Annotated in this window: 9 protein-coding genes; 6 read left to right on the top strand and 3 right to left on the bottom strand. The window is 52.0% G+C overall.

All coding sequences use genetic code 11. The annotated features are described in order from the left end of the window. Positions 1-42 precede the first annotated feature (42 nt). The 3 genes from DWZ56_RS00480 (at position 43) to DWZ56_RS00470 (ending at position 3,876) form a co-directional block, all read left to right on the top strand. Positions 43-1,848, top strand: a complete 1,806-nt coding sequence (locus DWZ56_RS00480) for a glycerophosphodiester phosphodiesterase (RefSeq protein WP_118554423.1) — start codon at positions 43-45, stop codon at positions 1,846-1,848. A 53-nt stretch (positions 1,849-1,901) separates the two neighbouring features. After that, a complete protein-coding gene (locus tag DWZ56_RS00475; RefSeq protein ID WP_118554422.1) occupies positions 1,902-2,258 on the top strand; it encodes an arsenate reductase family protein in 357 nt (118 codons plus the stop codon). A 61-nt stretch (positions 2,259-2,319) separates the two neighbouring features. Beyond that, positions 2,320-3,876: a cation:proton antiporter gene (locus DWZ56_RS00470; RefSeq protein ID WP_118554421.1), complete on the top strand. Its 1,557-nt coding sequence runs from the start codon at positions 2,320-2,322 to the stop codon at positions 3,874-3,876. 102 nt (positions 3,877-3,978) lie between these two features. On the opposite strand, the gene DWZ56_RS00465 is transcribed toward DWZ56_RS00470, so the two are convergent. From DWZ56_RS00465 to DWZ56_RS00455, 3 genes are all read right to left on the bottom strand, one after another. Then, on the bottom strand, positions 3,979-5,388 hold the full coding sequence (locus DWZ56_RS00465; RefSeq protein WP_118554420.1) for a HAMP domain-containing sensor histidine kinase: 1,410 nt from the start codon (positions 5,386-5,388) through the stop codon (positions 3,979-3,981). Beyond that, entirely contained in the window at positions 5,385-6,092 is a 708-nt protein-coding gene (locus DWZ56_RS00460) for a response regulator transcription factor (protein ID WP_118554419.1), read from the bottom strand. Before DWZ56_RS00460 ends, DWZ56_RS00465 begins: the two co-directional genes overlap by 4 nt. 86 nt (positions 6,093-6,178) lie before the next feature. Beyond that, complete coding sequence (locus DWZ56_RS00455; RefSeq protein ID WP_118554418.1) at positions 6,179-8,590, bottom strand: endonuclease MutS2; 2,412 nt, start codon at positions 8,588-8,590, stop codon at positions 6,179-6,181. Positions 8,591-8,800: 210 nt separating this feature from the next. Here DWZ56_RS00455 and DWZ56_RS00450 point away from each other — a divergent pair, with 210 nt between their 5' ends. From DWZ56_RS00450 to rlmD, 3 genes are all read left to right on the top strand, one after another. Beyond that, on the top strand, positions 8,801-10,147 hold the full coding sequence (locus DWZ56_RS00450) for a S1C family serine protease (protein ID WP_118554417.1): 1,347 nt from the start codon (positions 8,801-8,803) through the stop codon (positions 10,145-10,147). Positions 10,148-10,439: 292 nt separating this feature from the next. Continuing rightward, positions 10,440-11,390, top strand: coding sequence for a 3'-5' exoribonuclease YhaM family protein (locus DWZ56_RS00445; RefSeq protein ID WP_118554765.1), 951 nt, complete (start codon positions 10,440-10,442; stop codon positions 11,388-11,390). A gap of 126 nt (positions 11,391-11,516) precedes the next feature. Next, the gene (gene rlmD, locus DWZ56_RS00440) at positions 11,517-12,875 is read left to right on the top strand and encodes a 23S rRNA (uracil(1939)-C(5))-methyltransferase RlmD (RefSeq protein WP_118554416.1); all 1,359 of its coding nucleotides are present in this window, start codon (positions 11,517-11,519) and stop codon (positions 12,873-12,875) included. Positions 12,876-13,050: the final 175 nt, after the last annotated feature.

Below are 13,050 nucleotides of genomic sequence, written 5' to 3'. Positions count from 1 at the left end.
AATTTTTTGGACCGTTATACTGACAGATAATCGAGGCGTAGCATGAAATTTTCTTTAAAAAGTACTTTTCAGACCATTAAGACAAACCTTCACATCATCCTGCTGTTTGAAGTGATATACCGCACCATCGCCATTGTGATCTTCTGGGAATTCTCCAGCCGCGGGCTGGCCTATGCGGCTAAGATGGCAGGTTACAGCTATCTGACACAGAAGAACATGCTGTTTTTTCTAATCAAACCTTTTACGCTTCTGGTGCTTTTTGGCATGCTTTTGGTCGGCATTCTGCTGGTCTGTGTGGAAACTTCGGTTTTGACAGTCGGTTTTCAGGCTTCCGCAGCCGGGCAGCGCATGAATCTGTGGAAGATGGTGGTTACCGGTATGGGCAGGTGCCTGCAGCTGCTGCGTCCCAGGAAGTTTTTACTTGTATTTCTGTTTGCCTGGCTGTTTTTGGCCATTAATTTCGGCTTTTTATACCAGACAGGGCTTCATATCAAGCCGTTGAACTACTTTCTGGCCGGCATCATGAGCAAGCTGGCGGTTCGTATCATTCTATACGTTGCGCTGGGAATTTTTATACTGCTGTTGCTGCCCCATGTGTTTGCCGTATTTTCCATGCTGTTTGAGCATCATGACAGGAAGCAGAGCATGAAGATGAGCAGGAGCATGGTGCTCAAGCACTGGCCGGGCCTGTTCGCCAGACTGGCTGCGGGGAATATGGCTGCTGCGGCTACGGTGATCTTTCTGTATCTTCTGGCGCTTACGGTGTCGGTATTTCTGGTGAAGACATTTGCGGCCAGCCGTCTGCAGCTGGCGCTGGTGCTGATGATCAGCGACTATCTGGAACTGGGAATGCTGTTTTTTGGCAGCATGGTATTTACGATTGTAAATCTGGGGATGCTGACCCGCCTGTATTACCGCTATCACGGGGAGGCGAAGGCCGTCTTGATGCCGGAGTACCACTATAAGCTGCCGGGCAAGGTCCGCAGGCGCATCCGGGCGGTGCTGCTGGCGGTATGGGCGGCGGCGGTGGCTCTCTACGTCTATGATATGGTATATAACGGCGCGGTGCTGGCGGAGGAGGCCTTTCATGAGATTCAGATCACCTCGCACAGAGGCAGCTCCTGGGAAGCGCCGGAGAACACGATACCGGCGATCGAGCTTGCGGTGGAAAACCTGGCCGATTTTGTGGAGATCGATGTGCAGGAAACCAAGGACGGCCAGGTGGTGCTTCTGCATGACAACTCATTAAACCGGACCACAGGGATAAAACAGTCTATCTGGAACGTTACGTATGACCAGCTTTCCCAGTACGATGCGAGCCGCGGGCACAGCGCGCAGTATGCGGGAACGCGCGTGCCGCTTCTGGAGGATGTATTCGCCGAGTTTAAAGGCAGGATTAATTTTAATATAGAGCTGAAATCAAACGGGCACAATACTGACCTGGTAAATAAGGTGCTGGATCTGATCGAGGAGTATGACATGGAACGCCAGGTGGTGCTCTCCTCCACCAGCTACCGCTACCTTTCGGAGGTTAAAGATAGAAATCCCGATCTGCCGACCGGATATATACTGTCGGCGGCTTACGGGTATTTTCTGGATGATGACATGATTGATTTCTTCAGCCTGCGCTATACGATTATAACCGAGGCGCTGGTAGAACGGGCGCACAGCTTAGGTAAAGAGATCCATGTGTGGACGGTGAACGATAAAGCACTGATCAACCGCATGAAGCGGATGGGGGTGGATAATATCATTACCGACAGGCCGGTGCTGGCAAGAGAAGAGCTTTACCGGGAGAAATCGACGGAGACGGTACAGGAGTTTCTGACGATGATCCTGTCACATTAAATATATGAAACAGGAAGCACACTATAAGCGTGTGCAGAACGGAGGATATACTCATGGCTTATTTATTTGTGGAATACCCCAAATGCAGTACCTGCCAGAAAGCCAAAAAATGGCTGGATGACCACGGAATCAGTTATGAGGACCGCCATATTAAGGAAGAGCGGCCTACAGCAGAGGAACTGAAACAATGGCAGAGGAGAAGCGGCCTGCCCTTGAAGCGCTTTTTCAATACCAGCGGAATGCTTTATAAATCTCTGGAACTGAAAGAAAAGCTTCCGGATATGAGCGAAGAGGAACAGTTTGACCTGCTGGCGACAGACGGCATGCTGGTAAAGCGGCCGCTCGTCGCAGGAAAAGACTTTGTGCTGGTGGGCTTTAAGGAAAAGGAGTGGGAAGAGAAACTGCTGTAAATATATGTAAGCATACCTTGGTGTGCTAACTGGATTATATTCAGCCAGACAGCACACTGACATGCGGGTATACGTTGGAAAGGGGGAGGTTGTATTGCCTGCTGAATTTTTAAATTCATTATCCAATACGTCAGCGGAAGTGATCTTAAGTCTTGCGATCATACTGTTTGCCGGCTTTCTGATGACCAGGCTGACTAAGAAGCTGCGTCTGCCGAATGTGACCGGCTATATACTGGCGGGTGTTCTGATCGGACCGTATCTGCTGCATCTGGTGCCGGATTCGGTAATTATAGGAATGGATTTTATTACGGATCTTGCTCTGGCTTACATCGCTTTCGGTGTAGGGGAATATTTTAAATTGTCTCAGCTTAAGAAAAACGGTAAAAGGGTGGTGATCATCACATGCTTTGAGGCGCTGACCGCTGCTGTGCTGGTCACTCTGTGCATGCGGTTTGTCTTTCATCTGTCCCTGCCCTTTGCTCTTTTGCTTGGGGCAATCGGTTCGGCTACGGCTCCTGCCTCCACAATTATGACGATCCGGCAGTATCATGCCAGAGGAGAAATCGTGGATACCATACTCCAGGTTGTGGCGTTGGATGATGCGGTGGCGCTTTTGGCCTTCAGCATCTGCGCAGTCATCGTGAGCAATCTGGAAAGCGGAGCCGGAGCGGTGGGAATCGGAACGGTCCTGGTTCCGCTGGCCCTGAATGTGGTGACGCTGGCGCTGGGAGTGGCATGCGGCTTCCTGCTTAGATGGATCATCAGCGACCGCAGATCCCGGGAACACAGGCTCGTGCTGATCAACGCGGTGATCATGGCTCTCACCGGCGTGTGCAGCCTGCTGGATATCTCTCCGCTGCTTCCGTGCATGCTGATGGGGACCGTCTATGTGAATCTCAACCGCAATAAGAAGCTGTTTAAACAGGTGAACCACTTTACACCGCCGATCATGCTGATGTTTTTCGTTCTGTCCGGCATGCGGCTGAATGTGCCGGCCCTGGCGACAGCCGGTATCATTGGCGTGGCGTATTTCTTTGTCCGCATCATCGGCAAATATATCGGCGCCTATGCAGGCTGCCGCGTGGGCGGTTCCGCGCCGGAGGTACGACGCTATCTGGGCATGGCTCTGGTGCCGCAGGCCGGCGTTTCCATCGGCCTGGCGGCTTTGGCCGAACGGATGCTGCCCGCCGGACCGGGAGTGATGCTTTCCACCATCATCCTCTCTTCCAGCGTGCTGTATGAGATGGTGGGACCGGCATGCGCGAAAGCGTCTCTCTACTTGTCCCATGCCATAAAACATGAGGAACCGGCCGGAAAAGAACAGAAAAAGGCTGAACTTCCTGAAAAGGGAGAGAAACCGGTGAAGCCGGATGAAAAAGCTGTGAAGGATTCCACCGCATCCGGAAAAGAGAAAAAGAAGGATAAGGCTGAAAAGACTGTGGCTGTTAAGGGGCCTAAAAAGGCGGAGCCGGCGGCGGATATCTCCACTAAGCCTGACATAAAAAAGGCTCAGCTTCAGGAAGATAAAGAACCGGAAAACGATGCGGCGGTAAGCTCTAAAGCAGAAAAGAAACATAAGGAACATAAAAAGAAAAAGCCGAAAGCTGTGAATGCATAACAACAGTCCGGCGCAGGTCCTGATCAGAACCCGCGCCGGACTGTTGTTATGTGTACGCCTGGCGACGGCGCACAATTTTAGCGTTACAGATGCGAAAAGCCTTTAAGAGTTTGGCTTCTTAGGCAGCGTGAAGATGAATTCCGTGCCGACGCCTTCCGTGCTGATCACATCGATATTTTCATTATGGGCCTGGATGATTTCTTTGGTGATGGAAAGGCCCAGACCGGTACCCTTCTTGTCCTTCCCCCTGGAGGAATCGGTCTTGTAAAAACGGTCCCAGATCTTTTTTAAGCTGTCCCTGGGGATCCCTACACCGGAATCCTTAACGGATACGAACACCTTTTCATATTTATCATAGGTCTCAATCCATATGGAGGAATCGTGGTGGGAAAATTTAATCGCGTTGTCGATCAGGTTGTAAAGCACTTGCTGAATTTTGCCCATATCGGCATAGACCATCATGGTTTTGCTGGAGAAGGTGAGCTCAAAGGTGATGTTTTTTGCCTGGCAGGTGCCCTCAAAGGTGGCGCAGGTATTTTTGATCACGCGGTTGATATCAAAGGTTACCAGATCCAGATAGCTGCCCTTGCTGCTTAAGGCGTTGAGCGAGAGCATGTTTTGTGTCAGCTTGTTTAAGCGCTCCGTTTCATTGATCACAATATTCAGATACTTTTCCTGCATTTCCGGCGGTATGGTGCCGTCTAACATGGCTTCGATATACCCCTTGATCGAAGTGAGGGGGGAACGGAAGTCATGGGAAACATTGGCGATGAATTTTTTCTGGTATTCCCCGATGTTGTTCAATTCGTCGGACATGTAATTTAAGGTGGCGGCCAGATACCCCAGCTCGTCCTTGGAGCGTATGTCCAGGTTGTATTTCAGATTGCCGGTAGCATATTCATTGGCGGCATAGGTGATCTTCTGTATCGGCTTGTAAACCGCGAAACGGAACACCCACAGGATCAGCAGCGACAGCAGGAAGATGATCACAAAGGAGATGTACACGATGTTTAAGATCTCATTGCTGGAGCGCAGGATATAGGCCTGGGGCATATGGATGATCACATATCCGTAGGTGTTGAATTTGCCCACAATAGGCGCCGAAACGCTCAGCATACTGTCGGAGAAGCTTCCGTAATAAGTGCCGATCCGGTAATTCTTTGAGCTGTCCACCGGATCGAAGCCTTCGATGGTGCGCTCCGACGGCTCTGTGGGGCTGCTGCTGTCATAGGTCACCGTGCCCTGGCGGTCCACGATCCAGATCACCGCATTTAAATAGGAGGACATGGCATTTAACTGAGGGCGGAGCATGGTCATATTGATGTCTTTTCCCGAATAACGTTCACTGCACTGGGAGGCCAGCGTATTCACTTCCGTGTAAAGCGCATCCGCTTCCTTGCGGATCAGATAGCGGTAGGTCATCCTGGAGGATACGGTGGAGACGGCCAGAAATGCCAGCAGTCCAAAGACCAGATAGGCCAGCACAAATTTCAGGTGCAGGGTTTTCTTCATCGTTTTACCTCAAATTTATAACCGATGCCCCATACGGTGCTGATCGACCAGGAGGCATGGTCTTTGATCTTTTCACGCAGGCGTTTGATATGTACGTCTACCGTTCGCGTATCACCGATGTATTCGTATCCCCAGATATGATCCAGCAACTGTTCTCTGGTAAATACCTGGTTGGGGGAGGAAGCCAGGAAATAGAGCAGTTCCAGCTCCTTGGGGGGCATTTCGATGGAATGCCCCATGTAGATTACGGAGTAATTGGTCAGGTTTACAATCAGATCCGGATATTCCACGAAGCTGCCGGACTGGCTGGCCGGAGCCGCCGCAGACTGTGAGGGCGGCACAAAGGTGCGGCGCAGCACGGCCTTTACGCGGGCCACCAGCTCCTTTGAATCAAAGGGCTTGATAATATAGTCGTCGGCACCCAGCTCCAGGCCGAGCACCTTGTCAAATATTTCCCCTTTTGCGGACAGCATGATGATGGGAACCTGGGACTCCTTGCGGATCTCCCGGCAGACCTGGTAGCCATCCATGCCGGGCAGCATCAAGTCTAAGAGGATCAGATCCGGTGAGAACTCCTCAAAGGCCCTTAGCGCCTCTTCGCCGTCTCCCACCGTCATGGTTTCAAAACATTCCTTGGTCAGATACAGGGAGATCAACTCCGCGATATTGGAATCGTCATCCACTATGAGGATTTTCTGTCTCATTCGCCTTCTCCTATCGTCGTTTCAATGATGAGCGTTACGAGCAGCTGCCATGATACCGCTATGGCTGCTGGTTGCTGTATACGCAGTTATGTCAGGTTAAATTCCACTATGGTCACACCGGTGTCCCCTTCCCCGAACACGCCCAGCCGGAAGCTCTTGACATACTTAAGCTTCTTTAAATGCCGGTGCACCGCGTTTTTCAGGGCTCCGGTGCCGCGTCCGTGCACCACACGGACCTGGGAAAGGTGGGCCAGATAGGCATCGTCCAGATATTTATCCAGCTGCGGCAGAGCCTCATCCACTGTCATGCCGATCAGATTGATCTCAGGCGAAATGGACATGGATTTGGACATCTTGATATGGCTGCCGGAGCTTTTCTTCATGGAAGCGGGCGTGCTGACCGTTTCTTCCTGAATCAGTTCCAGATCTTTTATGTTGACCTGTGAGCGCAGGATCCCCATCTGGACATACAGGTCCCCTTTGGCGTTTGGCAGCGTGCTCACAGTGCCGTTCAGATTGAGGGAGAGCACCCGGACAGCATCCCCGACCTTGAAATCCCTGGCTTTCTGCGCTTTGGCAGGCTGCTTTTGGGCTTTCAGCGCCAGCGCATCGTTCGCCTTATCCAGCTTTTCGCGAAGCCTGGTGCGTTCCTTTTCCAGCGCGCGGTTTAAGCCGGCGTCAGAGGACAGTTTCGTGATATTTTTGATGGTCTCGTCGGCCACATCCTTGGCTTCCTGCAGCACGCGCCGCGCTTCCTCATTGGCCTCCCGCATCAGGCGCTCCCGCTGGCTCTCGATCTTCTCCTGCTTGGCGGACAGCTGGGATTTGAGCGTCTCAATCTCCAGCCTATAGCGGGCGATCTCCATTTGTTCCTTTTCTAACTTCTTTCTGGAAGCCTCCAGCTCGGAGATCACATCTTCAAATGCCTCGTCCTGTTCCCCGATGAATTCCTTCGCGTTTTCTATGATGAAGTCGGCCAGCCCCAGCTTTTTGGATATGGCAAAGGCATTGCTCTTGCCGGGAATGCCGATCAGCAGCCGGTAAGTGGGCCGCAGGCTTTCAATATCGAATTCACAGCATGCGTTCTCCACACCCTCTGTGGACAGCGCGAAAATTTTCAGCTCGCTGTAGTGGGTGGTGGCCATGGTGCGCACCTTCATATTATGCAGAAAAGTCAGGATGGACATGGCCAGCGCCGCGCCCTCGGTGGGATCGGTTCCGGCGCCAAGCTCATCGAAGAGCACCAGGCTTTCCCCGTCCGCCTTTTCCAGAATCTTCACGATATTGGTCATATGAGAGGAAAAGGTGCTAAGGCTCTGCTCAATGCTCTGCTCATCCCCGATATCGGCGAATACGTCCTGAAATACCGCCAGCTCCGATCCGTCAAAGGCAGGGATATGAAGGCCCGCCTGTCCCATGAGCGTGAACAGTCCGACCGTCTTTAGGGAGACGGTCTTGCCGCCGGTGTTGGGGCCGGTGACGATCAGCAGGTCAAAGGTATCTCCCAGATGAATATCGATGGGCACCACTTTGTGGGGGTCCAGCAGCGGATGGCGGCCGCTTTTGATATTGAGATATCCCCTGGTGTTAAACTTCGGCTCACTGCATTTAAAATGCCTGGAGAGAGCCGCCTTTGCGAAGATAAAATCCAGTTCGGACAGGATGCGCACATCATCGGCCAGCTCCTCGGTATGCTCCGCCGCCAGATTGCTTAGATTGGCGAGCACCGCCTCGATCTCCTTCTGCTCCCGGATTTCCAGCTCCCGTATCTCATTGTTCAGTTTGACGATCGCCATGGGTTCGATGAAAAACGTGGAGCCGGAGGAGGACTGGTCATGAACCATGCCGTGCACCTGGCCCTTGTATTCGGATTTCACCGGCAGACAGTATCTGCCGTTTCTCATGGTAATGACGGGATCCTGCAGATAGCTGCGGGAAGAATTCATAATCTCTCCCAGCTGCGTATGCACCCGGTCGTTGGCGGTCTTTAAGGCGCGGCGCACCTGGCGGAGCCCGGGGCTGGCGTCATCGCTTATCTCTTCCTCCGAGAGAATGCACCGCTTGATCTCCTGGTTTAAGGGTGTGAGCGGTTCCAGGCTGTCAAAAAATACAGCCAGGGAATCACCTGTATCGCGTTCCTCTTCACCGCTGCGCTCCGGCCTGTCATCCTGTGTGCTTCTGCCATAATTTTTCGCACGCGCAGCCACATTTAACACGCTGCTGATATTAAGAAGCTCCGGGATGCTAAGGGAGCTGCCCACCTCCAGGCGCTTGGCGGAGTCGCGTATGTCCCGTACCCCGGAAAAAGAGATGCTGCCCTTAAGCCGCACCCGGTCGTTGGCATCGCTGGTCTCTTTCTGTGCCAGCCGGATCTCTTCCAGTTCTGTCATGGGTATTAAGTCCCGGCAGTGCTTTTTGCCCAGTGGAGTGGATGCGTATTCTTCCAGGATATCTATGATTTTATTAAATTCCAGTGTTTTCAGCGCTTTTTCATTCATTTAAATTTGTAACCTCCGGCACGGTACCGTGCAATCTAAAAACAGTAAATTGATAGTGAGTCAACAGTAATTATACACTAAGATCGAGTATATGTGAACAATTAGCGCGGCGGTTTGAAAAGAAATTTTCTAAAGAAAGACTTCACAATATGAGGCTTATCCACTATAATGAAGGGGTAAGTGCAGGAAGTTTCCAAGGAGGTCAAGCAAATGCCGGACCCAAATAAAGAAGCGAAGAAAAAAGAAGCGGAGTTTATCAGGGAAAAGATCGTGAAGAGACCGGAAACCCTTAGGAAACGGCTGGGGAGATTTCTGGTTCTGCTCTTATGCGCGATTCTTTTCGGAGCTGTTGCCAGCCTGACCTTTGTATATACCAGACCTTATTTCGATGAAATGATAAACGGCGCTGAAACTGCGCCGACTCAGGAAATCACAATTCCGAAGGATGACGAGCCCACCGTAGAACCGGAGACCACCCTTCCTGCAGTGGAAACGGAATCCGAGTCGGAATCGGTAACCGAATCAGAGACGCCCACAGCAACTGCGGAGCCGATTGAGCTTCCCTCGGAACCGGAGAGCGCGCCTGCGCCTGAATATAGCATCACCGATTATAAACTGCTTAGCAAGACCATTGCCGGGCTGCTTTCAGAGACCAAGCGCGGGATGGTGACCGTGACAGGTGTTACGACGGATGTGGACTGGTTTAACAATGAGCTGGAGAAAAAGGGCTTGTTTTCAGGAATCATTGCGGAGATAACGGATACCGAGGTTTTGATTCTGACCAGCTATGATGTGACGGAATATCCCGGGGCGCTGAAGGTGACCTTTGTGGACGGCACCACGCGCTCGGCACAGATCAAGGCATCTGACCGCTATGTAGGGATCGCCGTGGCCAGCGTGCCAGTGTTAAGCTTGCAGGAGCAGACCAGAGAGCTTGTCAAAAAGATGGTTCTGGGCAATTCTTACGGTGTGCAGTCGGGCGATACAGTCATCGCCATCGGCAGGCCCTATGGAATGTCCGGATCCGTGGCTATGGGGCATATATCCTATATCAGCGCGGATGTCCAGGGAGTGGACGCGATCTACCGGGTATTGTACACCGATTTAAACCTGCCCGAGAAAGGCGCGGGATTCCTGATGAATCTGGACGGGGAGATCGTGGGAGTGCTGGATCGCACACTTGTGGATGAAAGCATGACCTGCGCTATAGCGATATCCAATTTAAAACCGATGCTGGAGGTGCTATATAACGGCAAATCCGTACCTTATCTGGGAATCAACGGCATGACTGTGCCGGATGAGGTGACGGAACAGACCGGCATGCCTTCCGGAGTATATGTGACAGAAGTGATCCAGGACAGCCCGGCTTATGTCAGCCGCATACAGAACGGCGATGTGATCACCATGATCGATGACAAAGAAATTACAACCATGAAAGATCTGCAGAGCAGGCTGGAGGCCGGAGAACCTGACAGCACCGTCACCGTGACCGTCCGGCGAAGCGGCAAGGAAGAATACCGTGAGATCGTGTTTGAGGTGAAGCTTACCGCGCGCTGAGGTTCGCGCAGGTCATCAACCTGGCGGTTGGTGACAGTATGCGCGCTTCACGGAGCGAGAACGTGTCCTAATGGGGAGCATACTCTACCCCGTCGTACGCGGGAGGTTTACGGCAACTGTGAAATAGTAACTGCTCGCTTTCACCGTGTGAATCGCAATCAGCCGGAAGCTGTGTGAAGCAGAATTGCTTGGGACAGCTTCCGGTTTTATCGGTAAAGACAGGGATAAACAGAAGTTTCAGATAAACGATGTGCTGAAAAATGTCAGTGCACAAAAGAAAGAGGAGAACAGTATGAAATATTTGGCAACACTGCGCGAGGGAGAACATACCTCGGACATCTATCTGTGCAAGGCAAAACAGGTGGCGAAGACAAAGATGGGAAAGACCTATTATTCGCTGACGCTGCAGGACAAATCCGGGACGGCGGACGCGAAGATCTGGGAGCTGGGGTCGGGCATCGACCACTTTGAGCCGATGGATTATATCAAAGTGGAGGCGGATGTAACAGTATTTCAGGGGAATACGCAGCTGAATATCAAGAGGGTGCGCAAGGCCATGGAAGGGGAGTACGATGCCAAGGATTTCCTGCCGGTGTCGGAACACAATATTGACCAGATGTATAAGGAGCTGACTGCCTATATCGGAACCATGAAGAACAGCAAGCTGCAGAAACTGGCCTCCATGTTCTTTATTGAGGATGCTGCATTCGCCAAGGCATTCTGCTTTCATTCCGCGGCCAAGAGCATCCATCACGGTTTTGTGGGAGGGCTGCTGGAACATACGCTCAGTGTGGTGAAGCTGTGCGATTTCTATACCACCAGGTATCCGATCCTTAACCGCGACCTTTTGCTGGCTGCCGCCATGTTCCATGACATCGGCAAGCTGAAGGAACTGTCCATATTTCCGGAGAACGATTATACCGATGACGGCCAGCTGCTGGGACATATCGTGATCGGAGTTGAGATGATCGGAGAGAAGATCCGTCAGATCCCGGACTTTCCCGTGCAGACGGCAGCGGAGCTGAAGCACTGCATACTCGCCCATCACGGCGAATATGAATACGGTTCTCCGAAGAAGCCGGCCATCATTGAGGCGCTGGCCCTGACTTTTGCGGACAATACCGACGCGAAGCTGGAGACCATGAAGGAACTGCTGGAGTCCCCAAACAGCCAGCAGGAGGAAGGATGGCTGGGATATAACCGGCTGTTTGAGTCCAATATCAGGAAAACAACGGCGCATTAAAAGTGCAGAACAACAAGAGCCTTCCGAGGTAAGCTGTAAGTGGCAGGATGCCGGCGAGCTGACTTTTGGGAGGCTTTGTTTATCATAGGGATTTATCATTTATATAGGAAAGGAAATTGATCAGTCATGGAAAAAAACGATACCGCAGAAGTCAGGATAGAGGATATCGCGGAGGACGGGCAGGGAATCGGCAGAGCCGGCGGCTATACCCTGTTTATAAAGGATGCTGTGCCGGGCGATCTGGTGGAAGTAAAGGTGATCAAGGCGAAGAAAAATTACGGCTATGCCAGAATTCTGCGCATGATTGAACCCTCACCCGACAGGGTGGAGCCGCGCTGTCCTGTGGCGGGCCCGTGCGGAGGCTGTCAGCTGCAGGCCATGTCCTATGAGAGCCAGCTGGAATTTAAACGCAGAAAGATTGAAAACCATCTGAAGCGGATCGGGGGCTTTTCGGATATCACTGTGCCTCCGGTTATCGGTATGGAGGACCCGTTTCATTACCGTAACAAAGCGCAGTATCCGGTGGGACGGTCAAAAGATGGGAAAATTCTCATGGGATTTTACGCCGGCCGGACCCATTCCATCATTGAAACCGGGCACTGCTATCTGGGGCAGCCGGTGAATGATGAGATCCTAAAACTCATCAGGGAGTATATGGAGGAGAACCGTGTGGAGCCCTACGATGAAGAGCGGCACAGCGGACTTGTGCGCCATGTGCTGATCCGCGTGGGATATCATACGGGAGAAATCATGGTCTGCCTGGTGATCAACGGGCGCAGGCTGCCCGCCGTACATCAGCTGAAGGAGAAGCTGCTGACTGTAAAAGGCATGAGCTGCATTTCCCTCTGTGTCAATCAGGAAAAGAGCAATGTGATACTGGGAGAGAAGCTGATCAACCTCTATGGGCCGGGATATATTACGGACCGGATCGGGGACATCCGCTACCAGATCTCCCCCCTGTCCTTTTATCAGGTCAACCCGCAGCAGACCGAAAAGCTCTATGGCAAAGCCCTGGAGTTTGCCGGCCTGAAGGGCGGCGAGGTGGTATGGGACCTTTACTGCGGGATCGGTACCATCTCCCTGTTTTTGGCGAGAAAAGCCAAACGCGTTTACGGTGTGGAGATCGTGCCCGCAGCTGTGGAAAATGCGAAGAAAAATGCGCGTATAAACGGAATCGCCAATGCAGAGTTTTATGTGGGTAAGGCCGAGGATGTGCTGCCCGAGATGTACCGCCAGAAAGGAGTTTCTGCCGATGTGATCGTGGTGGACCCGCCCAGGGCCGGCTGTGATGAGGTGCTGCTGGATACGATTGTGAAAATGGCGCCGCAACGGGTGGTATATGTATCCTGCGATTCCGCCACACTGGCCAGGGATTTGAGATGGCTCTGCGACAGGGGATATGAAATTGGCGGGGTGCAGGGGGTGGATATGTTTGGGCAGACGGTGCATGTGGAAACCGCCTGCTTGCTGGAGCGAAAAGCTTGATTCTATGCGGGGTTGCGGAATTGTTTGGAGAAAATGGAGTTGTGTTTTTATGAAAATAGATATGGATAAATTACCGTGGAAGTGGGGATGGGGTAACGCCATGTGAGTTTAATAGGTAGTTGAAAATGGGTTTTGCCGAAGAGTGAAAACGATTTGACAAAACCCATACTTTTTA

Source organism: Lachnotalea sp. AF33-28 (assembly GCF_003477885.1).
Classification (GTDB): domain Bacteria; phylum Bacillota; class Clostridia; order Lachnospirales; family Lachnospiraceae; genus AF33-28.
Note: the sequence above shows the minus strand (reverse complement) of the source record. Positions and strands in the feature narration are given on the sequence as shown.

Excerpts from the sequence above, each read along its gene's own strand:
- DWZ56_RS00475 (WP_118554422.1), top strand. The coding sequence starts at position 1,902 with ATGGCTTATTTATTTGTGGAATACCCCAAATGCAGTACCTGCCAGAAA.
- DWZ56_RS00450 (WP_118554417.1), top strand. The coding sequence starts at position 8,801 with ATGCCGGACCCAAATAAAGAAGCGAAGAAAAAAGAAGCGGAGTTTATC.
- DWZ56_RS00455 (WP_118554418.1), bottom strand. The coding sequence starts at position 8,590 with ATGAATGAAAAAGCGCTGAAAACACTGGAATTTAATAAAATCATAGAT.
- DWZ56_RS00470 (WP_118554421.1), top strand. The coding sequence starts at position 2,320 with ATGCGGGTATACGTTGGAAAGGGGGAGGTTGTATTGCCTGCTGAATTT.
- rlmD (WP_118554416.1), top strand. The coding sequence starts at position 11,517 with ATGGAAAAAAACGATACCGCAGAAGTCAGGATAGAGGATATCGCGGAG.
- DWZ56_RS00480 (WP_118554423.1), top strand. The coding sequence starts at position 43 with ATGAAATTTTCTTTAAAAAGTACTTTTCAGACCATTAAGACAAACCTT.
- DWZ56_RS00465 (WP_118554420.1), bottom strand. The coding sequence starts at position 5,388 with ATGAAGAAAACCCTGCACCTGAAATTTGTGCTGGCCTATCTGGTCTTT.
- DWZ56_RS00445 (WP_118554765.1), top strand. The coding sequence starts at position 10,440 with ATGAAATATTTGGCAACACTGCGCGAGGGAGAACATACCTCGGACATC.
- DWZ56_RS00460 (WP_118554419.1), bottom strand. The coding sequence starts at position 6,092 with ATGAGACAGAAAATCCTCATAGTGGATGACGATTCCAATATCGCGGAG.